This is a genomic window from Pseudoalteromonas sp. BZK2, from assembly GCF_014349195.1.
GTDB classification, from domain to species: Bacteria; Pseudomonadota; Gammaproteobacteria; order Enterobacterales; family Alteromonadaceae; genus Pseudoalteromonas; species Pseudoalteromonas simplex.
The window spans coordinates 1-24,347 of record NZ_JACSOG010000031.1; the positions used below are offsets into that span (position 1 = coordinate 1).

A 24,347-nucleotide genomic window follows, 5' to 3' on the forward strand; every position below is an offset into this window, starting at 1 on the left:
AATTTTGACATGTATGGATTCCTTATTGGTAAAAGTAATTGTCCAATCTCTTTATACCGTACTCACCCTATTTGGGGGAGGAGTCCATACATCTCCTACTGAGTGATTCGATCACTCCCCTTGCAGCTTTACTCTTATCAAAACTTTTTATACATCCCTTGGCTTTGTGGTGCGACAAACTTGTAGCCAAGCTTTTCGTAAAAGCCAGGTTTGTCAGCGACCATAGTGACGTAACTACCTTCATAAGCGGCAGATTCGATGTAGCGGTCAACATGTTCCATAATGACACGCCCTAACCCTTGCCCTTGATATTCAGGTGATACAGCAATATCAACCACTTCAAAATTACAGCCGCCATCACCAATAACGCGGCCCATGCCAATCAACTCATCGTTTTTACGAATACAAATAGCATAAAGAGAGTTTGGTAACCCCGCCTTTGCAGCCGCTAATGAACGTGCTGATAAGCCAGCTTTAAGGCGCATATCACAGTATTCTTCTGCGCTTGGTAGCTGCTCTATTAGACTGTACTCCATAAAAGCTCCTTATAACTTGCATTACCTTTAACGTTAACAAAAAAGGCGCCAGTAGGCGCCTTTTATTTAACTCAGTTTGCTAATTATTCAGCAGCTTGAGTCGCTTTTGGTACTTGCACTTCAGCTTGTGCTTTTAGTGCTGCAATAAATACCATGTAGTTTTTATTCACTTGAGCCATCGTGATGTTTTGCTTTTGTTGCTCATTAATCTCAACTTCAGTCGCTGGATTAACTGCTTTTAGCGCAACAATTGCCGCATCGCCATTGTTTAGGTCAACAACTTCAACCTCTGGTGCACCTTGTGGGTGAGCCATTTTGAAAGCTTGTTGAACAATAGCTGGTGACACTGTGTAAGCTTGACGAGCAAGTGCAGCTTCTTGGCGTACTGTTAGGCCTTCAGCTTGTGCAACTTCGTTTAGGCTCTTACCAGCTTCGATCTCAGCGTAAAGTGTGCGTGCTTTTTCTTTAGCAAGCTCAGATGCTTTTTGTGAAACTAACGTCGCTTTAATTTGCTCAGACACATCTGCTAGTGCTTTCGTAGTCGCAGCTTTGTGATCGTTTACACGAACAACAACAGCATGTTCATCACCTACTTCAATTACTTCTGAGTTCATGCGATCTTCTAACACTTCAGGTGAGAAAATAGCAGTAACAACTTGTGGGTTGTTTAGCGGCTCAGGTAATGCATTGCGAGTCACAAGTTCTGTTTTCTGCACTTCAACGCCTGCTGCTTCTGCTGCATCAATTAAAGTATCTGAAATTTCGAACGCAAGCTCACCCATTTGAGTTTGCTTTTCATAGAACGCATTAATTTTCTTAGTACGCTCAAGTTCAGCGCGAAGCTCATCTTTTACGTCAGCATATGGTTTAACTTGCTGTGTTTGAATATCAGTAAGTTTGATGATGTGATAACCAAACTCTGATTCTACAACGTCAGAAATGTCGCCTTTGTTTTCAAGAGCATAAGTTGCATCTTCAAACGCAGGGTCCATCATGTCACGTTCAATCCAGTCTAGATCACCGCCCATTTCTGCACTCACTACATCATCAGAAGATGACTCAGCTAGCTCAGCAAAATCAGCACCGTTTTGTAACTGCGTTAGTAGCTCTTCAGCTTTCGCTTTTGCTGCATCATCGTCTTCGCTGTTATCAATTAAGATGTGCGATACACGACGTTTTTCAGGCTCAACATATTGGGCACTGTTTTGATCATAGTAAGCTTTGATATCTTCTTCTGAAACACTTGAATCAAGCGTTAAGCTCGCTGCATTTAAGTCAATGTAGCTTACAGACACTTGCTCTGGTGCTAAGAATTGCGGTTGATTCAACTCATAGTAATCAGCAATTTCTTGCTCTGTTACTTCGATACCAGCTTGTAATGATTCTTTAGCAACAACTAAGTAATCAATACTGCGCGTTTGCTGTTGTAGAGCAACGCTGTTGTTTAATTCATTTTCTAAGATGAAATCAGTACCAGCTACTGCACCCACTAATTGGCTGCGTGTCATGTCTTCACGTAAATATTCACGGAAAGCATCTGGTTGGAAATTCATTTGACGAATAACTTGTAAGTAGCGGTCGTTGCTAAACTGGCCGCCTACTTGGAAGTAAGGCATTTCTAAAATTGCTTTACGAACACTTTCGTCGCTTACACGAAGACCTAATTCTGCCGCTAGTTGAGTTTGCAATTCTTGTTGTACTAAACGGTCGATTACGCCTTGGCGAATTTGTGCCATGTAATTTGGATCAGCAGCGATTTGTGCAAAGTATTCACCAAATTGTTGTTCTAAACGGTTACGTTCGTTTTGGTATGCACGGCTGAATTCGGTTTGGCTAATTTTAACTCCATTTACTTCTGCAACGGGTTGCTCTGTGGTTTGTCCTAAATAACCACCGATCCCAGCTAAAGCAAAAGATAAAATCACCGCGCCTAATATAATTTTGGCTGCAGGTCCCTGCGAACCTTCTCTGATTTTCTCAAGCATTTATCTATCTCTATTCTGATCAGGTACAAATTAACCCTGCTCATGTAAAAAAAGCGTATCTTACCAGATACGCTTTTTCACTTGAAGTAACTGGTGATAAGTTACCTAAATTCAATTTAAGTGTGATTAGGTATCTCTCACCAACTAATCTTTAATGATTAGTTTACTGCGTCTTTCAGCGCTTTACCTGCTTTGAAAGAAGGAATGTTTGCTGCAGCAATCTGGATAGTCTCACCAGTTTGCGGGTTACGACCTGAACGCGCTGCACGCTCACGTACAGAGAAAGTACCAAAGCCAACTAGCGCTACTGAATCGCCATCTTTAAGAGCGCCTGAAACAGCCTCGATGAATGAATCTAGTGCACGACCTGCAGCCGCTTTAGAAATGTCAGCGTCAGCTGCGATTTGATCGATTAATTGAGATTTATTCACAATATCATCCTCTTTCATTGTTATTATCAAGAGCGATTGTTTTTATAAAAAATAACATCACTGTTTTGAAAATTTATGAGCAAATTAAGTTTATGCTCAGTTTATTATATTTTTCTCAACCCTAGGCCACATAAGGCCTAGGCTTGAAAACTAGTGCTTAACTTATCATACCCTTTGTATTTGAAAAGCCCCTAAATGCACTTTTTTGCGGTTTTTTACTGGTTTTTTTCAGTTTCGACAGAAAAACTCTCTACTGGGTGCTTCAAAGCCAGTTTTAAAACGTCATCAATCCATGTAACTGGGTGAATTTCAAGGCCCTCTAATACGTTGTCTGGGATCTCTTTTAAGTCACGTTCGTTAATTTTTGGAATAATTACGGTTTTAATTCCACCACGATGCGCTGCCAGTAGCTTTTCTTTTAAGCCACCAATTGGTAATACTTCACCACGTAATGTGATTTCACCTGTCATTGCTACATCTGAGCGCACTGGATTACCCGTTAAGCTCGATACCAAACCAGTTACCATGGCAATACCAGCACTTGGGCCATCTTTTGGTGTTGCACCTTCTGGCACGTGAACATGAATGTCACGTTTCTCATAGAAGTCGCTATTAATGCGAAGTTTTTCAGCACGATTACGAACAACCGTCATCGCAGCCTGAATTGACTCTTGCATTACATCACCAAGCGAACCTGTGTAAGTTAGCTTGCCTTTACCTGGTACAGCTGCTGATTCAATAGTCAGTAAATCACCACCTACTTCAGTCCACGCAAGACCCGTTACTTGGCCAATACGGTCACCGTCTTCAGCTTTACCATAATCAAAGCGTTGTACGCCTAAGAACTCTTCAAGGTTGTTATCGTCGATAAGGACCTTTTTAGTGTCTTTATCAAGCAGGATGTTTTTAACTGCTTTACGGCATAGTTTTGACACTTCACGCTCTAAGTTACGAACGCCCGCTTCACGTGTGTAGTAGCGGATAATGCCAATAATTGCGCTGTCAGCAATTTCAACTTCATGCTCTTTTAAACCATTGCGCTTAACTTGTTTTGGAATCAAGTGCTGTTTAGCAATGTTTAGCTTCTCGTCTTCGGTGTAACCCGAAAGGCGAATAACTTCCATACGGTCTAATAACGGACCTGGGATATTAAAGCTATTTGATGTTGCCACAAACATCACGTCAGATAGGTCGTAATCAACTTCTAAGTAGTGATCAGCAAAATGGCTGTTTTGCTCAGGATCAAGTACTTCAAGTAATGCTGATGCAGGGTCGCCACGCATATCTGATGACATCTTATCGATTTCATCTAATAAGAATAATGGGTTCTTTACACCAACTTTAGTCATATTCTGGATTAACTTACCAGGCATAGAACCAATATAAGTACGACGGTGACCGCGGATTTCCGCTTCATCACGAACGCCACCTAATGCCATACGCACATATTTACGACCTGTAGAGCGTGCGATTGACTGACCAAGTGAAGTCTTACCTACACCAGGAGGACCGACTAAACATAAAATTGGGCCTTTAAGCTTATTAGTGCGTTGTTGCACCGCTAGATACTCAATAATACGCTCTTTAACTTTATCTAAGCCGTAATGATCACTATCTAAAATCTTTTGTGCGCCAGCTAAGTCTTTTTTCACCTTAGAGCGTTTTTTCCAAGGTACATTGATTAGCGTATCAATATACGAGCGCACGACGGTTGCTTCCGCCGACATCGGCGACATCATTTTTAATTTAGATAACTCAGCGTTTGCTTTCTCTTGCGCTTCTTTAGGCATACCAGACTCTTCGATGCGTTTTTTAATTGCTTCGAATTCATCGGGTACATCATCAAGTTCGCCAAGCTCTTTTTGAATCGCTTTCATTTGCTCGTTGAGATAATACTCACGCTGCGACTTTTCCATCTGCTTTTTCACGCGAGTACGGATTTTTTTCTCAACTTGCAGTAAGTCAATCTCGCCTTCCATCAGCGCCATTAAGTATTCAAGACGCTCAGTCACATCGGCAATCTCAAGCACTTTTTGCTTTTCAGGTACCTTAAGCGGCATGTGTGCTGCCATGGTATCAGCAAGACGCGCAGCTTCATCAATGCCAGACACAGAAGTAAGTACTTCAGGTGGGATCTTCTTATTAAGCTTTACATAGCCTTCAAATTGGCTAATTGCGCTGCGAATAAAGATATCTTGTTCTTGCTCGTCGATATGGCTTGATTCGATGAACTGTGCTTCAGCCACAAAGAAATCATCGTTATCTAAAAACGTTTCAACGCTTGCACGTTGTGTGCCTTCAACAAGCACTTTAACGGTGCCATCAGGTAACTTTAATAACTGAAGTACTGTGGCAATGGTGCCAACACGGTAGATATCATCTTGCTGCGGATCATCAACAGAGGCGTCTTTTTGCGCCACTAGGAAAATTTGTTTGTCCTTGTCCATCGCCGCTTCTAGGCATTTTATTGATTTTTCACGACCAACAAATAGCGGGATCACCATGTGTGGATAAACCACTACATCGCGCAGTGCCAACACGGGGATTTCGACTCGATCTGTTCTCTCAAGCGTCATTATATTCTCTTCGCACTTCATTTATTTTAAAGATTACTCAAGTATATGGGGATATGTAAGGGAAAGTTCAACATATTTATAAAAAAAGGAGCCTTTGGCTCCTTTTTCGTGTTCAACTGCTTAACTTTTAAACTATTACAGCTTTATTCTGATGCAGCTTTGTCTTGGTTACCGCTTTGGTAAATCAAAATTGGGTCTGACTCACCTTTAATAACGGTTTCATCAATAACCACTTTGCTAACATCATCCATCGAAGGTAATTCATACATAGTATCAAGTAATACGCCTTCAACGATTGAACGTAAGCCACGAGCACCAGTCTTACGCTCCATTGCTTTATGAGCAATTGCGCTAAGTGCATCTTCGCGGAACTCAAGCTCAACATCTTCCATCGCAAACAATGCAGAGAACTGTTTAGTTAATGCATTTTTTGGTTCGCTAAGAATTTGAATAAGCGCTGCTTCATCTAGCTCTGTAAGTGTCGCAACAACCGGAAGACGACCGATGAACTCAGGGATTAAACCGTATTTCACTAAATCTTCTGGTTCAACATCTTTAAATGTTTCACTTAAGCTACGGCTACCTGATGATTGCTTAACTTCAGCACCAAAACCAATACCGGTATTTTTATGGCTGCGTTGTTCAATCACTTTATCTAGGCCAGCAAACGCACCGCCACAGATAAATAGGATCTTAGATGTATCAACTTGCAAGAATTCTTGCTGTGGATGCTTACGGCCGCCTTGTGGTGGCACAGATGCAACCGTCCCTTCAATTAGCTTAAGTAAGGCTTGTTGTACACCTTCGCCCGATACGTCACGGGTGATCGATGGATTGTCAGATTTACGAGAAATCTTGTCGATTTCATCGATGTAAACAATACCACGTTGTGCTTTTTCTACGTCGTAATCACATTTTTGCAGTAGCTTTTGAATGATGTTTTCAACGTCTTCACCTACATAACCTGCTTCAGTTAGTGTCGTTGCATCGGCCATCGTGAATGGTACATCAAGTAAACGAGCCATGGTTTCAGCAAGTAATGTTTTACCACTACCTGTAGGACCGATTAGTAGAATATTACTCTTACCAAGCTCAATATCCGCATTGATTGTTTGATTGCGTAAACGTTTATAGTGATTGTATACCGCAACCGACAGCACTTTTTTCGCGTGGTCTTGGCCAATCACGTAATCATCTAAGTGATTACGAATTTCTTTCGGCACAGGCAGTTTATCAGACGCATTATGCTTCGGCGCAATGTCTTTGATTTCTTCCCTGATAATATCGTTACACAGCTCAACACATTCATCGCAAATATATACTGAAGGACCAGCAATTAGTTTGCGAACTTCGTGCTGGCTTTTGCCGCAGAAAGAGCAGTATAACAATTTATTACTTTTGTCGCCGTCTGTAGGAGTGTCAGACATTCAGCTACCTCATTTATTACGTTGGCAGTAGCACTAGGCCACTGCTAATTCACTATGTTTAACTATATCAAAGAATATTAGTTTTCGCATAGTAAAGGGTGATAGCTAACAATACGTTATTATTAGCTATTCAGATTACTTCGATTCGCGGCTTGAAAATACTGAATCAACTAGGCCGTATTCAACCGCTTCGCTTGCGCTCATGAAGTTGTCGCGATCGGTATCACGAGAAACCACATCGAGTGGCTGGCCAGTATGTTCAGCCATTAAACGGTTTAGCTTATCTTTAATTGATAAGATTTCACGGGCATGAATTTCAAAGTCAGATGCCTGACCTTGGAAACCACCTAATGGTTGGTGGATCATTACACGTGAGTTAGGTAAACAAAAACGCTTACCTTTAGCACCACCTGATAGCAAAAATGCACCCATGCTTGCCGCTTGGCCAACACAAATTGTGCTTACATCAGGCTTGATAAAATTCATTGTATCGTAAATTGCCATACCCGCAGTCACAGAACCGCCTGGCGAATTGATATAAAGATAAATATCTTTTTCTGGGTTTTCTGATTCTAAAAACAGCATTTGCGCAAGAATCAAATTAGCCATGTTATCTTCTACTTGGCCAGTTAAGAAAATAATGCGCTCTTTTAAAAGACGTGAGTAAATATCATATGAGCGCTCACCTTTAGCTGTTTGTTCGACAACCATAGGGACTAGTGCGTTTAGAGGGTCTATCATACCGCTATTCATTCTTATTTAATTCCTTATCCGCTGCGACTCATCCTTACTATAAGGAAAGCACATTTATACTAATGTAAATTAAGCTGTCTATTCAATCTTTATAACTATATAGGAACTTATCAGAACAAATTCAATCCTCGTCGAAAAAAGTTCTGAAATAACATCAGTATTGTTGGTTTTTTGAAACTGATACCACAAACTAAAATGGCCCGAGTACGCTGTATAAATACAGGGTAACACGAGCCATTTAATCGCTAGCGAGAGCTTAAGTCAATGACTTATTAAGCACCTTGCTGTGGATTCATGATGTCGTCGAATGCTTTTTCAACGTCAGTCACGTTTGCTTTAGCTAGGATAGCTTCAACTGCTTGCTCTTCCATCGCTACGTTGCGCATTTGCTGCATAAGCTGATCGTTTGCTTTGTAGTACTCTACTACTTCAGTTGGATCTTCGTATGCAGAAGCTACAGTTGCGATTAACTCTTCAACTTTAGCGTCGTCAACTTTAAGCTCGTTCGCTTTAATTACTTCACCTAGTAATAGGCCAGTCTTAACGCGAGTTACAGCTTGCTCGTGGAATAATTCAGCTGGAAGCTCAGGCATGTTTTTAGCGTCGCCACCGAAACGTTGTGCAGCTTGCTGACGTAGTGCATCAATTTCTTGATCTACTAGCGCTTTTGGCACTTCGATTTCGTTGTTAGCTAAAAGACCTTTGATAGCTTGATCTTTAACGTTAGCTTTAACTGCTTGGTCAAGCTCACGTGTCATGTTCTTTTTAACTTCTTCTTTAAGAGCGTCAACACCGCCTTCAGCTACACCGAATTTAGTTGCGAACTCGTCGTTAAGCTCAGGAAGCTCTTGAGTTTCAACTTTCTTAACAGTGATTGCGAAAGTAGCTGCTTTACCTTTAAGGTTTTCAGCGTGGTACTCTTCAGGGAAAGTTACTTCAGCAACAACTTCTTCGCCCGCTTTTTTGCCAACGATGTTGTCTTCGAAACCTGGGATCATACGACCTTGACCAAGTTCTAGTGGGAAGTCTTCAGCTTTACCGCCTTCGAACTCTTCGCCTTCGATAGAACCAACGAAGTCGATAGTTACACGATCGTTCTCGCCAGCAGCTGCGTCAACTTCAGCCCAAGAAGCGTGTTGCTTACGTAGAGTTTCTAGCATGTTAGCTAGGTCTTCGTCAGTTACAGATACAGCTGGCTTTTCAACAGCGATTTTATCTAAACCTTGGATTTCAACTTCTGGGTAAACTTCGAAAGTTGCATCGAACTCTAAATCTTTACCAGCTTCTAACGCTTTAGGAGCGAAAGTAGGTGAACCAGCTGGGTTAATTTTTTCAGAAACGATTGCTTCGATGTAGTTGCGTTGCATTAATTCGCCAGCAACTTCTTGACGTACTGCAGCACCGTAACGCTTGTTGATGATAGACGCTGGTACTTTACCAGGACGGAAACCATCGATACGCTGGGTTTTAGACAGTTGTTGTAAGCGTTTTTTTACTTCAGTCTCAACGTTCTCTGCAGGAACGGTGATGGTCAGACGGCGCTCAAGGCCTTGAGTCGTCTCAACAGAAACTTGCATGATTTACCTCAATCTTCAATTTTGGCGACTGTTCGCCTTCCTTACAAACAAGGTGATCTCCATGAGTGATAGCAAGTTTTAACGCTGAAAATTTCAACTTAAAACGGCGCATTGTAACCATGAGATACCATTGCTGCTTTGCCCCTATGGGCACTATGTTAAACAATAGACGCGGCATTATAACCTAATATTTATGATAGTCGAGTCTGGGGGGCAATTATTTGGCTTATATAGCAGCAATCAGCGTTTAAGTGCGTAAAAAACGAACGCAATAAATTAACAAAGGAGAATTAAGCTGAATTAAAGGATGTATTTAGAAATTTAGAAGTGTTCGGCGATGCAGGATTTGAACCTGAGACTGAATTGGATATACCCAAACCAATCGTTCTTTGACCATAATTCTTTAAAAGTGGTCGGCGATGCAGGATTTGAACCTGCGACCCCTTGGACCCAAACCAAGTGCGCTACCAAACTGCGCTAATCGCCGATACTGAGAGAAGTTTTGAAAATAAATACCACTTAATAAGTGGTCGGCGATGCAAAATTTACACCTTCGACTGAATTGGATATACCCAAACCAATCGTTCTTTGACCTTGAACTTTCTAAAAGTGGTCGGCGATGCAGGATTTGAACCTGCGACCCCTTGGACCCAAACCAAGTGCGCTACCAAACTGCGCTAATCGCCGATATCTTAGAGTAAATTGGGGTGACTGATGGGGCTCGAACCCACGACAACCGGAATCACAATCCGGGGCTCTACCAACTGAGCTACAATCACCACGGCATTTACATATTTTCAAATGGCGCACCCGGAAGGATTCGAACCTTCGACCAACGCCTTAGAAGGGCGTTGCTCTATCCAGCTGAGCTACGGGCGCATCGAAAACTTCATAAGTTTGCCTGTAAGCGCCGCTTCTTAAAGAAGAAGTGGTCGGCGATGCAGGATTTGAACCTGCGACCCCTTGGACCCAAACCAAGTGCGCTACCAAACTGCGCTAATCGCCGATGCTTACTGTTGTTTGCGAGTGACCTCGTTAACAACGGGGTGCATAATAGTGATTTGACCGAGTCAGGTCAAACATTTTTTTAAGAAAATAATTCAATCGGTCACTTTTAGTTCATAATGGTTAAATATTGCAAATATAAGCTAAAATTTGAACTCTTTTTTATAAAGTAGCGCTTTATATAAGATTGCATCTTGGCGCTATGATGCTTTTCTGCGAAAATACGCAGCATAAATAAATATGATCAAACAAACATGATTTGTGTATCCACGCCCCCTTTATTGGATAATCATATTTAGATGTATCAGTATCAAGTTAACTAACCCCAATTAAAGGTCACCCATGACGGCAAACATCATCGATGGTAAGGCAATAGCTAAACAAGTACGCAGCAATGTAGCAGAGCGAGTTGCAGAGCGTGTAGCGAATGGATTACGCGCTCCAGGACTAGCAGTTGTGTTAGTTGGTCAAGATCCAGCTAGCCAAGTGTATGTTGGTTCTAAACGTAAAGCATGTGAAGAAGTCGGCTTTGTATCTAAGTCTTACGATTTACCTGGCGACACAACTGAGCAAGACTTACTTGCATTAATAGATCAACTAAACGAAGACAAAGAAGTAGACGGTATCTTAGTACAGTTACCTTTACCACAAGGTCTTGATGCTGAAAAAATTCTTGAACGCATCACACCACATAAAGATGTTGATGGTTTCCACCCTTATAACATTGGTCGTTTAGCTCAGCGTATGCCGGCACTTCGCCCTTGTACGCCAAAAGGGATTATCACCCTACTTGACTCAACAGGTGTTCGCTACAAAGGTATGCACGCAGTTGTTGTTGGTGCATCAAACATTGTTGGTCGTCCTATGTCACTTGAGCTTTTACTTGCAGGCTGTACAACAACGGTGTGTCATAAGTTTACTCAAGATTTAGAAACGCATGTTCGCCGCGCCGATTTATTAGTTGTAGCGGTGGGTAAACCTGAGTTTATTCCGGGTGATTGGGTTAAAGAAGGTGCTATCGTAATCGATGTAGGTATTAACCGCCTTGAATCTGGCAAGCTTGTTGGTGATGTTGAATACGATATCGCTGAACAAAAAGCACATTTCATTACACCAGTACCAGGTGGTGTTGGTCCAATGACTGTGGCAAGCTTAATCGAAAACACCCTTGAAGCGTGTGAAAAGTACCACAGCTAAGAAGAGCTAAATTATTGCAAAAGGCTGCCAATTGGCAGCCTTTTTTGATTTTAAGTTTTTTGTAGTTTGAACAGTCTGAGCTTTAACATCTGGGGGAGCACTGAAAACACAATCATCATAAACATCAATAGGTATTGCCAGTCTTGATATTGTTCGTTTATGAGTAGAACAGCGCATACGATTCCCGCAATTGGGTTAGCTATCGTTCCGAATGAAAACTCAGCTACAGTCATGCGTCCTAATAACCAAACATACAGAATATAAGCGATGGCAGTATTGGGCACGATTAACCAAAATAATGCCGAATATTGCAGCGCTGAGATAGGCTCAAATACCACTTGGTATTGTTCTGGGTGAAGTAAACTGCCATCAATAAACGCAGCCAATAATAAAATAGTGCCGCCAATGATTAACTGCCAGGTAAGCACAACCCACCAATGAATATGCACCGACAAACTCTGTACCAAGGTGCTACCAATCACAATAGTCAGTAAGGCCCCAAATAAAGCAGCCACTCCCAATACATTTAATGACACGTGTGCTGGGTCAAACAACAACCATGCCAATACCACCAGCGCCATAGCACAGAATGCTTGAATTTTTGCAGGGCGCTGTCCTTTAGTAAGCCAAGCATATATCAAAGCCACAACCGGCACAGACACCATCCCTACCCCAGCTATAGCTGCAGGAAGGTTTACTGCCATGATAAAAATAAAGGCAAAAAACAACGCGATATTCACAGCACCTAGCGTTAACAAACTTGGCCACTGCGAACGGGTTGGCAAACTAGGTTTAAGTAATAAAAGTAACAACCCTGCAGGTAGTGCACGCAATGCGCCTAATAAAAGTGGCGGCCAATCAGGTGTGGCATATTTGGTCACGGCATAGGTGGTGCCCCATAAAAAGGCGGGGATCATGGCAAATAAAATATTCAATGTCTGTCCTTGTTAATACGAAGAGATGACAAGGTAAAACCTCAAGTAAAGTTGAGGTCAATAGCTGTATCGAGTTAAAAACAAAAAAGGTTGCCTCGTTGGCAACCTTTTTTAATGAGTTATCTTTCGATGGATACTTAGGCTTTACGCCACGTTGTTTTACCAGCAGAATCTTCGAGTACCACACCAAGTGCATTCAATGCATCGCGGGCTTCATCAGCTGCCGCCCAATCTTTGTTTGCGCGGGCTTCATTACGTTTTGCTATTAACGCTTCGATGTGTGCTACTTCATCATCAGCTTGGCCACCTTGTAAAAAGGCTTCTGGATCTTGTTGTGCTACCCCTAATACCTCTGCAACACTGCGTAGTACATAAGCGAGCTTACCAGCTTGCTCTGCATCGCTGTCTTTAACACGGTTTAGCTCTTTTGCTAGTTCAAATAACACGGGTAGTGCTTCTGGTGTGTTGAAGTCATCATCCATCGCTTTTCTGAATTTAGCCACATATTCATTGCTAGCTAAATCGCATTCGATTGGCGTTACCCCGCGCAGTGCAGTGTAGATACGTTCAAGTGACGAACGTGCTTGCTCAAGGTTTTCTTGCGAATAGTTAAGCTGGCTACGGTAATGACCTGATATTAAGAAATAACGAACTGATTCAGCATCGTACTCTTTTAATACGTCACGTACGGTAAAGAAGTTGTTTAATGACTTAGACATCTTCTCTTTATTAACCTGTACCATCCCTGTGTGGATCCACGTATTCACGTACTTGCCGTTATTTGCACAGCATGACTGAGCAATTTCGTTTTCATGGTGCGGGAACTGTAAATCTGAACCACCACCGTGAATATCAAAATGTTCGCCTAAGTGCTTAGAGCTCATTGCTGAACATTCGATATGCCAACCAGGACGACCCTCACCCCATGGTGAAGACCATGACGGCTCTTCTGGCTTGGCTTTTTTCCAAAGCACGAAATCAAGTGGATCTTGCTTATCTTGTGCAACTTCAACACGTGAACCAGCCTGTAGCATGGTTAGGTCTTGTTGTGATAAAGCACCGTATTGCTCAAAGGTTGATACGTCAAACAATACATCACCATCTGCAGCAACATACGCATGGCCTTTGGCAATTAGACGCTCAACCATCGCGATGATTTCATCCATATGGTTTGTTACTGTAGGCTCAACATCTGGACGCAGCATATTTAAGCTGTCGAAATCTTCATGCATGGCTTTGGTCATACGAGTCGTTAAATCATTAATTGACTCACCATTTTCGTTAGCACGTTTAATGATTTTGTCGTCAACATCAGTGATGTTACGAACGTATTTTAAATCGTAACCGATGTGGCGTAGGTAACGCACAATCACGTCAAAACCAACGAAAGTACGAGCGTGACCAATGTGACAGTAATCATAAATGGTGATACCACACACGTACATGTCGATTTTGCCATCAACAAGGGGTTTAAACTGCTCTTTTTGTCGCGTAAGTGTGTTGTAAATTTGTACCATTTATAAAATGTCCTTAACGGTGTTTCGAGATTCTCTATGGTAACACTTGCAAAGCCGCTGCTCTAGCGCTTTATCAATTGAATAAGCAGTTTGTTAATCGTTTTAAACAAGCTCTTTGTTAATCAAACACAACTACTATAAAATAGCCCCATTATTAAACCTGATATAGGAAACCTCATGGTTGTACTACACACAAACTTTGGTGACATCACTATCAAGATGCACGAAAGCGATGCACCAAACACAGTTAAAAACTTCTTAGAGTATGCCAGCGCTGGCTTTTACAACGGTACTATCTTCCACCGTGTAATCGATGGTTTTATGGTACAAGGCGGTGGTTTTGAGCCGGGTATGGTTCAAAAAGAAGTAAACAACCCTATCGAAAATGAAGCAAACAACGGCCTTGCAAATAAAGTGGGCACATTAGCAATGGCACGTACGCCGGATCCACACTCAGCAACTGCGCAGTTCTTCATTAACGTTAACGACAATGACTTCTTAAACTTCAGCAGTGAAACATCACAAGGCTGGGGCTACTGCGTGTTCGCAGAAGTTGTTGAAGGTATGGACGTGGTAAACAAAATCAAAGGTGTTGCTACTGGCAGCGCTGGCTTCCACCAAGACGTACCTCTTGAAGATGTCATCATCGAAAAAGTAACGGTTAGCTAATTTAATCGTTTAGTCTTTTTGAGCGGGCCTGTTGCCCGCTTTTTTGCGAGTAACCATGAAACAAAGTTATTTTATTGCCGATCTCCACTTAACAGAAAACCGCCCAGACATCACTGCGGCATTTTTTGATTTTCTTGATAACAAGATTATTAATGATGACGTTGATGCGCTGTATATTTTGGGTGATTTTTTTGAAGTATGGGTCGGTGATGACTATCAAACTGACCTTTCAAAGAGTGTTGCCGCACGTTTAAGCCAAGTCAGTGAAAGTGGTACTGAGGTGTTTTTTATCCATGGTAATCGCGATTTCATTATGCGAGAAGACTATGCAAAAAGCGCGAGTATGACGTTATTGCCTGAGCAAGTTGTTATTGATTTATACGGTACTCCAACCGTTATCTTGCACGGTGATGAAATGTGCACTCAAGATATTGAATATCAAAAGTTTCGTAAAAAAAGCCGTGGTTGGTGGTGGCCAAAATTAATGCTTGCTATGCCGCTTTGGTATCGTAAAAAAATTGCCCGCAACGCCCGCGAAAAATCAAAACAAAGCCAAGCTGGCAAAGCATTAGAGATTTTAGATGTGACAGAAGATGCGGTTTTAGCCATGTTTGAAAAGCATCAGGTTGCTAATATGATCCACGGTCATACCCACCGCCCTAATGTGCATCACTATAATCAAAATGGTAAAACACTAACCCGCACTGTACTGGGTGACTGGTATGAACAAGGTTCATACTTAAGAGCTACTCCTGAAAAACAAAAACTAGTCCATACGCCCTTTAAATAAGCGTATTTTTAACTATGCTGTAAACAGTAATGTTAAATACCTTCTCTGTTTATGAACCGATTAAGCCTTTTCTGTTGCTGTTTACTGTTCAGCTTTTCAGTCCACTGCCAAACTTGGCAATTGGTCACTGAACCATTCCCCCCCTATTTTATTGGTGAACAACACAAGCCTGGCTGGCTTCATGAAGTGATCATCGCAGCACTGAAAACACAAAATCAAAAAGCCTCTATCGAATATACTCAATGGGCTCGAGCATTAAAACTGGCAAAACGACATAGACGTGTGGCAGTACTCGGAGCTTATTATACTGAGTTAAGAACGCGAAGCTTTATTTATTCACAACCTCTTGCGACAGCTCACACAGTACTTTTTAAACGCGCAGGCAGCGAGATAACTTTTACTGGCTCACTATATTCACTAAAACCCTATACGATTAGTAAAGGAGAAGACTATGCAGTTAGCCCAGAGTTTGAACAACACCCAGAGCTTACTGTAACAACCACTGATAGCTTAATTGATAGCTTATTACTACTAAAACATGGCCGCGTTGATTTAGTTGCAGGCACAAAAGAGGTCGCTTTGTATTGGCTCAGCAACAGCGAGCGGTTACAACAAGCAAAGCAAGTAGAAGTTGAATATATTACCCCGACTTTAGCTACGCAAAATTTACACGTGATCAGCGACAAACATCATCCCCAAGCAAAGCAATTTCAACGTAGCTTACATTTAGGTCTAAAAGCGATTGTGGCTTCAGGTGAACTAGAAGAGATTCTCCAAAGCTATGAGTTTACTGACGAGCAAACTCGTCAATTAACTCAATTATTAAGCAGAAACCTGCGCTAGTTGCGGTAATAAGAATTCAAATTTTAAGGAACTGAGCTTACTTGTGATACATAGGTACTCAAAAAAGCTTACCTAAGCTGGCACACCACTATGAAATTTAAAGTCTTCGTCAGGAGTTGATATAAGCTCAGCTTCAAGCAGACCAAAAAATTCAACACGCTCCGTGATATCAAACTCACTGATTTCTTGTGCAAGAGATAAATAGTCTTGGTAATGACGCGCTTCAGAGCGCAGTAGTGAAATATAAAAGTCACCTAAGCGCTTATCAACATGCGGGGCTAATTTAGCAAAACGCTCGCATGAGCGGGCTTCGATGTAAGCACCGATAATTAATTTATCTACCAAAGCATCAGGCTCGTAAGTTTTTACATGGCGCAGCATTCCTTTGGCATAACGACATGGGGTAATGCTTTTATATTCAATGCCGTATTCATCCATGATCTCAAGCACTTGATAAAAGTGATGAAGCTCTTCTTTTATAAGCATCACCATTTTATCGATAAGGTCTTGCCCGTAAGGTGAATTCGATTTTGGGATCATTGATTTAGTCAGCTTGTTTTTATCTGCAAGCTCTCGCCAATCACCTTCACGCTTATAAACAAGCGTTTCAAAGGGTTTTAACCACTCAAGCAACGCATCACTACTTTCTTTATCAACTGCATACTTACGAATTAAAAACATCGCAGACTGAGCTGCTTTTAATTCACAAATTAGGTGATCAATTAAAACCACATCTAAGTTTTCTTTTTTGGTTGCCGCAGCAATCCACTCATCAGGCGTTTCGCACTTTAAAAAAGAATGAATGGGCGCTAATAAATCAGAATAAGGCACTGAATAACTTCTCATCAAAAATCTTAATTCGATTTTATCACATAAATTAGCCCGCATTCCATGACCCACATCAGTGCAAAGTAATTTTCTATATGCACTAAAGAGTTACATTTAATCGGCTATATCGATTATTTCAGCTTCTTGACAAGATTTAATTACTGAACCATAACTTAATCAAAGCTGTACAAAAATAAAGCAGCTCATATTCCTTTTTTACAGGGGCAATAATTATGATTCTAAACCACTTATGGGGCTTATACGCTCACCCACTCGAAGAATGGCAGACAATTGATAACCGTCACGAAAGCTTGCGCTATAGCTTATCGCACATTTTATTAATTGCTTGTATCCCTTCACTCATGGGCTACTATTCATCAGTTTATTTGGGCTGGAGTATTGGCGCAGATGAAGCGGTATATCTAACCCATGATAGTGCATTACTTATCGCGGTTGCGATGTACTTTGCACTAATTGCGGGCGTGTTTGCACTTGCATACTTAGCTCATTGGATGGCAGTGACCTTTGGTGCAAAACCCACCTTTACACAAACCCTAGAACTTGCTGCGTATACTGCCACGCCAGTATTTATGTCTTCATTTGCGGCATTCTTACCTGAGCTATGGTTTGTGGTGTGTGTAGGTCTTGTAGCACTGGCCTACTCAGTTTACTTGCTCTATACAGGAGTGCCAATTTTAATGCATATTCCTGAAGAGCGAGGTTTTATCTATGCCAGTTCAGTAGTCACGTGCGGGCTGATTTTATTGGTAATTATTTTAGCTGCGACAGCTATTTTATGGACTAACGGAATTGTCCACCCTATGTTTACTTGAGTTCATTGTTATTTTCCTTTCTTTCCATAAACAAAAAAGGAGCTGTGAAGCTCCTTTTTTATACCAATCAAATCAAGGCTGATTAATCAGCGCTGTTTTCTTCTTGGTTATGTAACTCTAAACTTGCTGACATCGCATTTTCACGGGTTGATTTCGCTGAGTCATTACGTAAACGGTCAATGTGGTTTAAGTAGTCTTGGTCGATATCACCGGTGATGTATTGACCATCAAATACTGATGTTTCAAAACGGGTGATTTCTGGGTTTTCTTGGCTTACTGCTGAGATTAAGTCATCTAACGATTGATAGATAAGACCATCTGCACCAATGCTGGCGTTGATATCTTCAACTTCACGGCCATGAGCAATTAGCTCAGCTGCCGATGGCATGTCGATACCATAGACGTTCGGGAAACGAATCTCTGGCGCTGCTGACGCGAAGTAAACGTTCTTCGCACCTGACTCTCGGGCCATTTCAACGATTTGCGCTGACGTTGTACCACGAACAATAGAGTCATCAACAAGTAATACGTTTTTACCTTTGAACTCACGGTCAATGGCATTCAGTTTTTGACGAACTGACTTCTTACGCATTTCTTGACCTGGCATGATAAACGTACGGCCAATGTAGCGGTTTTTAACAAAACCTTGGCGGTATGGCAGGTTAAGGGCTGATGCAATCTCAAGTGCTACGTCACATGATGTTTCTGGAATTGGAATAACCACGTCGATGTCTTTGTCAGCCCATTCACGTGCGATTTTCTCACCTAACTTAGTACCCATGTTTACACGTGTTGCATAAACAGACATACGGTCAATTGTTGAATCTGGGCGTGCAAAGTAAACAAACTCAAAGATACACGGCGAGTAAGTTGCTTTTTCAGCACACGCTTGTGAGAAAAGTTGACCATCTTCAGTTACGTAAATTGCTTCACCTGGTGCAACGTCACGAACAAACTCAAAGCCATCTGTTTTTAAAGCAACGCTTTCTGATGCAAACATGTACTCAGTACCATTTGCAGTTTCACGCTTACCAAATACTAATGGGCGAATACCGTTCGGATCACGAAACGCAACAATACCGTGACCGATGATCATTGCAATCGTTGCATAACCACCGGTTACTTTATTATTCACTTCAGTAATCGCAGTGAAGATATCTTCAGCATCAAGTTTTAGCTTATTAGATTTGCTTAACTCATGTGCCACGATGTTAAGTAAAATTTCAGAGTCAGATGTTGTATTAACATGACGGCGAGCTTCTGAAAATAATTGCTGCTTTAATGCTTCTGCGTTCGTTAAGTTACCATTGTGCGCAAGTGCGATACCAAATGGCGAGTTAACATAGAAAGGTTGCGCTTCAGACGAGCTAGAAGAACCAGCTGTCGGGTAGCGAACATGGCCAATACCAATTGTACCTTGCAGACGTTTCATATGACGGGTATGAAATACATCTTTTACAAGGCCATTGGCTTTACGTAAGCTAAACGTGTTGTTTTCAATGGTAATGATGCCAGCTGCATCTTGACCGCGGTGTTGCAAAACAGTTAAGCCGTCATATAACGCCTGATTAACAGGAGAAGTTCCGACTATGCCAACGATACCACACATTAAATTTATCCTCGCCGATTAACGGTTTACAGAATTTAAAAAGCTCGAGTTGTTTTCGAGGTACGAGAAGAACCACTCAACAACAAAGCCAAATTCTGGAATCAAAATAGAGTTGCCCCACCAATGCGTATTAGGTGCACCGGTAAAAGCATCAAGAAAGAAGAGTAACGCGCTTACGACCAACACGCCACGAAGAGCACCAAACACTATGCCGAAAACACGGTCTGTGCCAGATAAACCAGTACGTTGTACAAGTTCACCTAAAATATAGTTTAGTAACCCACCCAACAGGAGTGTCGCAAAGAATAATATGGCTATTGCGGCTGCATTTCTTAAAAGGGGTTCTGAAATACTTGTTAGGAAGGATGCTAAATATTGGTAAAACAAACTAGAGATGATAAATGCGCCAGCCCATACAGCTAATGACATTGCTTCTTTTACAAAGCCACGTATTAAGCCGATGATAGTGGATAGTGCAATAATGCCAAGTATGGCGTAATCAACCCAGATCATAAGAACCAACTAGTCGTTAATTTGGGGCGCATTCTATAAGAGGTATACTCAAAATACCAGATCATTTTGTAATTTCAAACTGAGTAACTTTGCCGTTTAACTTGGTTAACTGCTTTAACTCAGGAAGCTTACTTTCTAACTCTTTCTTGCTAAGTGAAGGACCTACAAAGACTTTTGTCAGTGTGCCGTTCGGGGTTTTGATTGGACGCGTAAAGGTTTTGAAACCATTCGCTTTTAATTTTTCTTGCAGTGATTTCACATTAGGTGCGTGAGAAAAACTACCCAGTTGAATAACATAAGCCATTTGTGTGAGGTTTTCTTCTGGCTTACGGGTTGGCTCAGGGGCTTTAGCGACTGGCTTGGCAGGCTCTTGCACTGCAACTTTTGGCTCAGCTTTGTTAATTACCGGCTCATCGATAGAAGCTTCAACCATTTGCGGCGCAGTATCAATTTGCTGGGTTTCATTTGCGACAAGATCAGCGTCGTTTGCTTGCGTATCTTCAACCGGAATTTGCGAAGGTTGCTCGGCAGAGGCGACTTTATTATCAATCACCTCTTGCAAGTCTATCGTAGTGAACTCAGGGCGTTCAGGAATAGCTTTAAAGCCTTCTTTATAATGAACCTTCTCACCATCCAAAATGTTTGGAATGAAGACAATAGCCGCCACAACCACAATCGTGGTGCCTACTAAGCGATTAATAAACCCTGCGTTCACCGATTTCCTCTCTATTTTTTAAAGTAATTGATGGCTGCAGCCACAGTTATAAACGAGCCGAACACAATCACTAACGTGTTTTCATCAACATTTGGTAATAACGTATCTAGCGCAGTTTCAACACTCTCATAGTGCGTACTAGGCGCTGTTGATGTGGTTTCGGCTAGTGCTTTAGCAAGATTCTCAACTTTATCGCCACGGAAACAATCTAAGCTTGCTAACGACCACTGGTCAACAACATTTGCCACGGCTGACATAGCAGCCACCTTATCTTTATCTGCAAGCATAGCGACTAATGCATGAATTTTAAACCCTTGATCTTTATACACGCTTAATTTGCGTGCCAAATATCGAGCTGACTCAGGGTTATGCGCAACATCGGTAAAAATAAGCGGCTGCTCACTTAACTGCTGAAAGCGCCCTTCTACAGTCAGATTCGCTAAGCAATCACGCACTTGTTGCTCGCTTGGTAGTAGCTCAAGCTTTGCAAGTAAGGTCAACGCGGTTGCTGCATTTTGACAAGGGATAGCAGGCTTAGCTAAGCGCCAATCTTTACCTTGGTACTGCCAGTTAAAGCCTTCACTGTCTTCTGTGAATATGAAGTCACGGCCTGATAACACCATATCAGCGTTAATTTCATTACCATAATCAGTCACTGTATGCGGAATCGCTAAATCGCCAACAATAGCTGGTGTGTTGGTACGGAAAATACCGGCTTTATCGTAACCAACAAGTTCTCGAGTATCACCTAGGTATTCTTTATGGTCTAAATCTATGGTGGTGATCACACAAGCATGCGGATTCACGATATTAGTCGCATCAAAACGGCCACCCAGCCCCACTTCTAACAGCACATAATCAACGGCGTGACGTTTGAAAATAGCCAGTGCACCTAGGGTACCGTACTCAAAATAAGTAAGCTGCGTGTCACCACGGCCTTTTTCAAGCATATCGAAAGCATCAACATGGAATTGATCGTCAAGCTCTTGGCCATTAATGCGTACGCGCTCGTTATAACGAATAAGATGCGGCGAAGCATAAGTACCGACGCTGTAACCCTGTGCAAGTAATAAGCTTTCTAGGCAACGGGCTGTGGTCCCTTTACCGTTGGTGCCTGCAATGAGGATTATTTTGCTTGATGTATCGAGTAAGCCGACTTGGTTAGCAACGCGTTCTACGCGCTCTAAACCCATTTCGATATTAGCAGGATGGACACTTTCTAAATAACAAAGCCAATCATCAAGGCTTGATGATTGGCTAGGAAGGATTTCTGTCATAGCGTTTAATCAGTTAAGCTGAAATTTACGCTACTCTATGCTCTTGTTCAGTAGAAGGCAAGTTCATAAATTTCGCTAAGATACGTGCAAGGGTGTCACGCATTTCACGGCGGTCTACAATCATGTCGATTGCACCATGCTCTAGCAAGAATTCACTGCGTTGGAAACCTTCAGGAAGCGTTTCACGTACTGTTTGCTCAATTACACGAGGACCCGCAAAACCGATTAGCGCTTTAGGTTCAGCAACGTTTACATCACCAAGCATTGCCAGTGATGCAGATACACCACCCATTGTTGGATCAGTTAATACTGAAATAAACGGTAAGCCTTTTTCGCTCATTTTTGCAAGTGCAGCACTTGTTTTAGCCATTTGCATTAACGACATAAGTGCTTCTTGCATACGTGCACCACCTGATGCAGAGAAACAAATAAGTGGCATGTTGTGCTCTAAGCATTGATCTACAGCTTCAACAAAACGAGCACCTACTACTGACGCCATTGAACCACCCATAAACGAGAACTCAAAAGCAACAGCAGCAACAGGAATGCCTTTTAGGCGGCCTTTCATAGCTACAAGTGCGTCTTTTTCGCCGCTTGCTTTTTGTGCTTGGGTAATACGGTCAGAGTATTTTTTAGAATCTTTAAACTTTAATACGTCTTTTGGTTCGTGCTCTGCACCAATTTCTTGGCGGTCAGCATCATCTAAAAAGTTTTCAAGACGTTTACGGCCACTTAAACGCATGTGGTGATCACACTTAGGACACACGTTGAGTGCTTTTTCTAATTCTGCTTTATATAAAATTGAATCACAGTCTGTACACTTAGCCCAAACCCCTTCTGGGATTTCTTTACGACCTGACGATTTAGTCGTTTTAGGTAAGATTTTTTCTAACCAACTCATTTGCAACTCTCTTAATGCTGTTCTGTGTCGCAGTCTGTTTAATTGGAAACACTCGCTTGTGTTTCTGATAACAAATAAACAGACAGATTTTTTCAATTAAAACATGAATTACCCGCAGACGATATAAAAAACTGGTCTTAGTAGTAGTCCACTAAAGTCTAACCGTCTGAATCAGGTAAAAACAAAGGCCCTAATGGTGTTTTAGGAATGCCAAAATGTTCAGGGTAATCCACGTCAACTAAGTAAAGGCCAGCGGCTTTTGCTGTTGCACTTGCCTTAGCGCGCTCTTTTAAATCAAGTAATTCTTTTAACCACACAGGTTCATGCTTATGTAAACCTATGTCCATCAAACACCCGGTAATGTTTCGTACCATGTGATGTAAAAACGCATTGGCTTTGATATCAATGATCACATAATCACCTTGGCGTTTTACCGATAAATGGTGAATAGTACGATTTGCTGTATTTGCTTGGCAGTGTAGTGCTCTAAACGAAGTAAAGTCATGCTCACCTATTAAATACTGACAGGCTTCTTGCATTTTAGTTTCGTCTAATGGGTGATGAAAATGGGTCACCCCTTCACTCATGATAGCGCCGCGATAGGTGTAATTATAAATCACATAGCGATAACGACGCGCTGTGGCACTAAAACGAGCGTGAAAGTCTTCGCTTACAGGCTTGGCAAAGCGAATAGCAATATCTTTTGGCAGTAAGGTATTCATACCCATCGTAAACGCGACCATTTCACGCTCAGCGTGAGTATCAAAATGGATCACCTGCCCAGTGCCATGTACACCCGCATCGGTGCGGCCTGCACAAACAATTTCGACTGGATGATTACAAATACGCGACAACGCCGTTTCTACTTCTTGTTGTACGCTATTGACGTGTGATTGACGTTGCCAACCACTGTAACGCGCGCCGTTGTACTCTACTCCAAGTGCTACTCGCATAATGCTCTATTTACCTACTGTACTAAATGACGGGGCATTTTATGCGATCTACGAGCGCAATAAAAGCCACTGTCGTAGATCACATTGTTCTGGTTACTCAGATATCACACCAACTCGCTTAACTATTGTTGCGAGCTAGTATTAATCTTCTTCGATGTTATCGAGGCCCTTGGTGCCATCTTTAGCACGAAGCTTATGGTGGATGGCTGATTTGATCAGCATATAGCCGCTAATAGGTGCGGTGATCAGTAAGAAAATTGAAATCAAAATTTCTTTCACACTGATGCCATCGTGGGTGTAGCTAAAATACACCATGGCAGCAATTAGCAGTGATGCCATGCCAAGCGTTGTTGCTTTAGTTGGACCGTGCAGGCGCATAAAAAAGTCAGGCATTTTCACAAGTCCGATTGAACCTATAAGAATAAAGCAACCACCAATTAATAATAAGATTGATACAATCCATTCACTCATCATTTG

The 24,347-nt window shown here is 41.9% G+C and carries 22 protein-coding genes and 5 tRNA genes; 5 read left to right on the top strand and 22 right to left on the bottom strand.

What is annotated here, in order from left to right:
- Positions 1-137: 137 nt before the first annotated feature.
- The 12 genes from BIZ38_RS16710 to BIZ38_RS16765 form a co-directional block, all read right to left on the bottom strand.
- Positions 138-536: a GNAT family N-acetyltransferase gene (locus BIZ38_RS16710; protein ID WP_054553144.1), complete on the bottom strand. Its 399-nt coding sequence runs from the start codon at positions 534-536 to the stop codon at positions 138-140.
- An 83-nt stretch (positions 537-619) separates the two neighbouring features.
- On the bottom strand, positions 620-2,521 hold the full coding sequence (gene ppiD, locus BIZ38_RS16715; protein ID WP_054553145.1) for a peptidylprolyl isomerase: 1,902 nt from the start codon (positions 2,519-2,521) through the stop codon (positions 620-622).
- Positions 2,522-2,679: 158 nt separating this feature from the next.
- The gene (locus tag BIZ38_RS16720; protein WP_175580427.1) at positions 2,680-2,970 is read right to left on the bottom strand and encodes an HU family DNA-binding protein; all 291 of its coding nucleotides are present in this window, start codon (positions 2,968-2,970) and stop codon (positions 2,680-2,682) included.
- 197 nt (positions 2,971-3,167) lie between these two features.
- Positions 3,168-5,528 (bottom strand): endopeptidase La, encoded by a 2,361-nt coding sequence (lon, locus tag BIZ38_RS16725; protein WP_054553146.1) that lies wholly within the window; start codon positions 5,526-5,528, stop codon positions 3,168-3,170.
- Positions 5,529-5,671: 143 nt separating this feature from the next.
- On the bottom strand, positions 5,672-6,955 hold the full coding sequence (clpX, locus tag BIZ38_RS16730) for an ATP-dependent protease ATP-binding subunit ClpX (protein ID WP_054553147.1): 1,284 nt from the start codon (positions 6,953-6,955) through the stop codon (positions 5,672-5,674).
- Positions 6,956-7,090: 135 nt separating this feature from the next.
- Positions 7,091-7,708 (bottom strand): ATP-dependent Clp endopeptidase proteolytic subunit ClpP, encoded by a 618-nt coding sequence (gene clpP / locus BIZ38_RS16735; RefSeq protein WP_054553148.1) that lies wholly within the window; start codon positions 7,706-7,708, stop codon positions 7,091-7,093.
- A gap of 272 nt (positions 7,709-7,980) precedes the next feature.
- Positions 7,981-9,285, bottom strand: a complete 1,305-nt coding sequence (gene tig, locus BIZ38_RS16740) for a trigger factor (protein WP_054553149.1) — start codon at positions 9,283-9,285, stop codon at positions 7,981-7,983.
- A gap of 410 nt (positions 9,286-9,695) precedes the next feature.
- Positions 9,696-9,772 (bottom strand) — tRNA-Pro (locus BIZ38_RS16745).
- Between the two features lie 123 nt (positions 9,773-9,895).
- Positions 9,896-9,972 (bottom strand) — tRNA-Pro (locus BIZ38_RS16750).
- 16 nt (positions 9,973-9,988) lie between these two features.
- Positions 9,989-10,064: transfer RNA gene (locus BIZ38_RS16755), tRNA-His, on the bottom strand.
- Between the two features lie 23 nt (positions 10,065-10,087).
- Positions 10,088-10,164: transfer RNA gene (locus tag BIZ38_RS16760), tRNA-Arg, on the bottom strand.
- A gap of 50 nt (positions 10,165-10,214) precedes the next feature.
- Positions 10,215-10,291 (bottom strand) — tRNA-Pro (locus BIZ38_RS16765).
- Between the two features lie 341 nt (positions 10,292-10,632).
- On the opposite strand from BIZ38_RS16765, the gene folD reads away from it, so the two are divergent.
- Positions 10,633-11,487, top strand: a complete 855-nt coding sequence (gene folD, locus BIZ38_RS16770) for a bifunctional methylenetetrahydrofolate dehydrogenase/methenyltetrahydrofolate cyclohydrolase FolD (protein ID WP_054553151.1) — start codon at positions 10,633-10,635, stop codon at positions 11,485-11,487.
- A 50-nt stretch (positions 11,488-11,537) separates the two neighbouring features.
- Here folD and BIZ38_RS16775 read toward each other — a convergent pair whose 3' ends face one another.
- Positions 11,538-12,422 (bottom strand): DMT family transporter, encoded by an 885-nt coding sequence (locus BIZ38_RS16775; RefSeq protein ID WP_054553152.1) that lies wholly within the window; start codon positions 12,420-12,422, stop codon positions 11,538-11,540.
- A gap of 137 nt (positions 12,423-12,559) precedes the next feature.
- A complete protein-coding gene (gene cysS / locus BIZ38_RS16780) occupies positions 12,560-13,939 on the bottom strand; it encodes a cysteine--tRNA ligase (RefSeq protein WP_054553153.1) in 1,380 nt (459 codons plus the stop codon).
- Positions 13,940-14,116: 177 nt separating this feature from the next.
- On the opposite strand from cysS, the gene BIZ38_RS16785 reads away from it, so the two are divergent.
- Genes BIZ38_RS16785 through BIZ38_RS16795 form a run of 3 tightly spaced genes read left to right on the top strand, consistent with a single transcriptional unit; the run spans position 14,117 to position 16,241 of the window.
- Positions 14,117-14,608, top strand: a complete 492-nt coding sequence (locus tag BIZ38_RS16785; protein WP_054553154.1) for a peptidylprolyl isomerase — start codon at positions 14,117-14,119, stop codon at positions 14,606-14,608.
- A 55-nt stretch (positions 14,609-14,663) separates the two neighbouring features.
- The gene (locus tag BIZ38_RS16790) at positions 14,664-15,398 is read left to right on the top strand and encodes a UDP-2,3-diacylglucosamine diphosphatase (RefSeq protein ID WP_187490793.1); all 735 of its coding nucleotides are present in this window, start codon (positions 14,664-14,666) and stop codon (positions 15,396-15,398) included.
- Positions 15,399-15,449: 51 nt separating this feature from the next.
- Positions 15,450-16,241 carry a transporter substrate-binding domain-containing protein gene (locus BIZ38_RS16795; protein ID WP_138619870.1) on the top strand — a complete coding sequence of 264 codons (792 nt, stop codon included), beginning with the start codon at positions 15,450-15,452 and terminating at the stop codon, positions 16,239-16,241.
- A gap of 72 nt (positions 16,242-16,313) precedes the next feature.
- On the opposite strand, the gene miaE is transcribed toward BIZ38_RS16795, so the two are convergent.
- On the bottom strand, positions 16,314-17,072 hold the full coding sequence (gene miaE / locus BIZ38_RS16800; RefSeq protein WP_138599049.1) for a tRNA isopentenyl-2-thiomethyl-A-37 hydroxylase MiaE: 759 nt from the start codon (positions 17,070-17,072) through the stop codon (positions 16,314-16,316).
- Between the two features lie 230 nt (positions 17,073-17,302).
- Here miaE and BIZ38_RS16805 point away from each other — a divergent pair, with 230 nt between their 5' ends.
- Positions 17,303-17,902 carry a Yip1 family protein gene (locus tag BIZ38_RS16805; RefSeq protein ID WP_187490794.1) on the top strand — a complete coding sequence of 200 codons (600 nt, stop codon included), beginning with the start codon at positions 17,303-17,305 and terminating at the stop codon, positions 17,900-17,902.
- 82 nt (positions 17,903-17,984) lie between these two features.
- Here BIZ38_RS16805 and purF read toward each other — a convergent pair whose 3' ends face one another.
- The 7 genes from purF to BIZ38_RS16840 form a co-directional block, all read right to left on the bottom strand.
- Complete coding sequence (gene purF, locus BIZ38_RS16810) at positions 17,985-19,511, bottom strand: amidophosphoribosyltransferase (RefSeq protein ID WP_054553158.1); 1,527 nt, start codon at positions 19,509-19,511, stop codon at positions 17,985-17,987.
- Positions 19,512-19,529: 18 nt separating this feature from the next.
- Positions 19,530-20,024 (bottom strand): CvpA family protein, encoded by a 495-nt coding sequence (locus BIZ38_RS16815; protein ID WP_036969851.1) that lies wholly within the window; start codon positions 20,022-20,024, stop codon positions 19,530-19,532.
- Positions 20,025-20,085: 61 nt separating this feature from the next.
- Positions 20,086-20,739, bottom strand: coding sequence for an SPOR domain-containing protein (locus BIZ38_RS16820; RefSeq protein ID WP_187490795.1), 654 nt, complete (start codon positions 20,737-20,739; stop codon positions 20,086-20,088).
- Between the two features lie 11 nt (positions 20,740-20,750).
- Positions 20,751-22,016 carry a bifunctional tetrahydrofolate synthase/dihydrofolate synthase gene (folC, locus tag BIZ38_RS16825; RefSeq protein WP_054553160.1) on the bottom strand — a complete coding sequence of 422 codons (1,266 nt, stop codon included), beginning with the start codon at positions 22,014-22,016 and terminating at the stop codon, positions 20,751-20,753.
- A gap of 25 nt (positions 22,017-22,041) precedes the next feature.
- A complete protein-coding gene (gene accD / locus BIZ38_RS16830) occupies positions 22,042-22,917 on the bottom strand; it encodes an acetyl-CoA carboxylase, carboxyltransferase subunit beta (RefSeq protein WP_054553161.1) in 876 nt (291 codons plus the stop codon).
- 158 nt (positions 22,918-23,075) lie between these two features.
- Positions 23,076-23,870, bottom strand: a complete 795-nt coding sequence (gene truA, locus BIZ38_RS16835; protein WP_138619867.1) for a tRNA pseudouridine(38-40) synthase TruA — start codon at positions 23,868-23,870, stop codon at positions 23,076-23,078.
- Positions 23,871-24,011: 141 nt separating this feature from the next.
- Positions 24,012-24,344: a Na+/H+ antiporter subunit G gene (locus BIZ38_RS16840; protein ID WP_054553163.1), complete on the bottom strand. Its 333-nt coding sequence runs from the start codon at positions 24,342-24,344 to the stop codon at positions 24,012-24,014.
- Between the last annotated feature and the right edge of the window lie 3 nt (positions 24,345-24,347).